1 protein-coding gene and 2 pseudogenes are annotated in these 2,090 nt (G+C 55.3%); 2 read left to right on the plus strand and 1 reads right to left on the minus strand.

Translation table 11 applies throughout. The annotated features are described in order from the left end of the window. Nucleotides 1-251, minus strand: a pseudogene (locus OA90_RS28400) (IS6 family transposase); the annotation flags it as partial. 272 nt (nt 252-523) lie between these two features. Between OA90_RS28400 and OA90_RS27735 the strand changes: the two are divergent. Both OA90_RS27735 and OA90_RS28405 read left to right on the plus strand, forming a co-directional pair. Beyond that, nucleotides 524-1,687 (plus strand): ATP-binding protein, encoded by a 1,164-nt coding sequence (locus tag OA90_RS27735; protein WP_068420258.1) that lies wholly within the window; start codon nt 524-526, stop codon nt 1,685-1,687. Nucleotides 1,688-1,840: 153 nt separating this feature from the next. After that, nucleotides 1,841-2,090: pseudogene (locus OA90_RS28405) on the plus strand (IS6 family transposase); the annotation flags it as partial.

Consider the following 2,090-nt stretch of genomic DNA (forward strand, 5'->3'; position numbering starts at 1 on the left):
GCCTCATCCATATGCCACTTATCGTTCGGCTTGGGCCGGTCTCTGCGAATGCAGTCGGCAAAATGTCGGCCAAAGCGGTTGATCCAGAGACGAACCGTTTCCCTGCTCACGATAACACCGCGTTCAGCAAGAAGGTCTTCCACATCGGCCGTGCTCAGAGCAAACCGATGATAGGCCCACACTGCGTAGGCGACAACTCCACGCGGAAAACGAAACCCCTTCAGACGGGGGAAAGTGCTCGGCAATCTCATGTCGTCTCGATAACCGAAACGCCGGGGTCAAACAACTTGGCAATACCCGCCACCATCATCGGCGCCAGCGCGTTGAAGTAAGCCTGATGGTTCCGTCGCAAATTTCTGAAGATGTCGCGGATGTGGCTATCGCCGGACACAGTTATGCAGCGAGAGCTGCGAATTGCTGAAATGGGGATTGGCCTTGTGTGGGGATGCCGTAGGAGTGATTTGGGTAGTGCGAGTGAAAAATAACCTTGCATATCTTCCATGAGATGGAGTAATTGCAAGGTATGTACCAGCGCCAAACCAATCGAAATGTGATCGCTGCTTTGGAGAGCCAGGCAGCCGTTGTCCTTCTGGGGCCCCGGCAGGTGGGCAAGACCACGCTTGCGTTGGAAATTGCGGAGCAACATCCATCCATATACCTCGACCTGGAGCGCGACGCAGATCGGCAAATCCTTACTGAGCCTGATCTTTATCTGGATGAACAAGCGGGCACACTCGTGATCCTCGATGAAGTTCAGCAGATGCCTGGCCTGTTCAAAAATCTTCGCGGTCAGATCGACATGCGGCGGCGCAAGGGATTTCGTACGGGACAGTTCCTATTGCTCGGTTCTGCATCGAATGTACTGCTTCATCAATCGGCAGAGTCCCTTGCGGGTCGTGTACGCTACATTGAAATGCCCCCTCTCCTAATTGATGAAGTGGGAAAAAACCGGTTGAGCGACCTGTGGCTGCGTGGCGGTTTCCCCGACAGTTTCCAGGCGGACAGCGACAAGGCCAGCATGGAGTGGAGAGAGGACTTTTTGCGCAGCTATCTTGAGCGCGACATCCCTGCTCTTGGACCACGCATCCCGGCGACCACATTGCGCCGCTTCTGGACGATGTTGGCACATGCGCAGGGTGGCTTGCTAAACGCCGCGGCCCTTGCGGAAGGGCTTGGCGTATCCGGCCAGACGATTGGACGCTACCTCGACCTGCTCGTTGATCTGATGCTGGTGCGGCGTCTGCAGCCCTGGCACGAGAATGTTGGCAAACGCCTTGTTAAGTCCCCAAAGGTCTTCGTAAGAGACAGTGGTCTCGTACATGCCCTGCTCGGACTTGATTCGATGGAGGGCCTTCTAGGGCATCCGGTGATTGGCGGGAGTTGGGAAGGGTTTTGTCTCGAGACTCTTATCGCCGTAGCACCAACTGGAACAGAACCCTATTTTTACCGGACCGCAGCGGGAGCTGAACTTGACCTCGTTCTGCGGCTTCCGGGGGGCAAAATTTGGGCGATCGAGATAAAGCGTACCACGGCTCCAAAGGTCTCGCGTGGATTCCACTTGGCGGTCGAAGACATTAAGGCTGATCGGAAAATACTGGTATATGCTGGCGAACGGGATGTTCCATTCGGCGAGGGCTTGCGTGCGATGCCACTGGCCACCGCCATTAGTTTGTTGCGGGATCAGTAGAGAAAACGCTTATCCGTTGGGACGAGCGTTGGTGCACGAAATCAGCATTACGCACACTTCGGGTGTTGTCATGTCTGGAGGGTATTGCCAAGTTGTTTGTCATTGGGGTATTGCCAAGTTGTTTGACCCCGGCGTTTCGGTTATCGAGACGACATGAGATTGCCGAGCACTTTCCCCCGTCTGAAGGGGTTTCGTTTTCCGCGTGGAGTTGTCGCCTACGCAGTGTGGGCCTATCATCGGTTTGCTCTGAGCACGGCCGATGTGGAAGACCTTCTTGCTGAACGCGGTGTTATCGTGAGCAGGGAAACGGTTCGTCTCTGGATCAACCGCTTTGGCCGACATTTTGCCGACTGCATTCGCAGAGACCGGCCCAAGCCGAACGATAAGTGGCATATGGATGAGG

The organism is Labrenzia sp. OB1 (genome assembly GCF_001624695.1).
In the GTDB taxonomy this organism is placed as follows: domain Bacteria; phylum Pseudomonadota; class Alphaproteobacteria; order Rhizobiales; family Stappiaceae; genus Roseibium.

Coding starts and splice junctions, on each gene's coding strand:
- OA90_RS27735 (WP_068420258.1), top strand. CDS start 524: ATGTACCAGCGCCAAACCAATCGAAATGTGATCGCTGCTTTGGAGAGC.